At 37.5% G+C, this 400-nt stretch carries 1 protein-coding gene; it reads right to left on the reverse strand.

Annotated elements, in window-relative coordinates:
- The coding region (locus CIL03_RS19495; RefSeq protein WP_165768011.1) for a PhoH family protein at positions 1–400 on the reverse strand (400 nt) is incomplete at both ends.

Consider the following 400-nt stretch of genomic DNA (forward strand, 5'->3'; position numbering starts at 1 on the left):
CCAAAAGTCGCCGCAGAAAATCATTTTGCTATCTTGACCGACTCGTGTTATAATAGAATCTAATTCGTGAAAGTTTAAGTTCTGCATTTCATCGACTAGTATGATCGTGTTGTGATATGTCTCACCGCGTATAAATGAAGTAGGCTTGAAATCGACATAACCGTTATGTTTTAACTTATCATATGCACCTTTATCATAAAACATTTCGCTGGCGCAAGATCTGTATGGAGCAACATATACAGCAATCTTTTCTTCTATATCGCCAGGTAAGAATCCTATTTCTTTTGTCGGAACAATAGAGCGTACAATAAGTAACTGTTCATAAGGAGTTTCTTTGTCTAAGACTTGTTCAAGTGCCATATACATTGCGAGGAATGTCTTACCTGTACCTGCATGGTCA

The sequence above is a fragment of the Virgibacillus indicus genome (genome assembly GCF_002266285.1).
Lineage (GTDB): Bacteria > Bacillota > Bacilli > Bacillales > Amphibacillaceae > Virgibacillus_K > Virgibacillus_K indicus.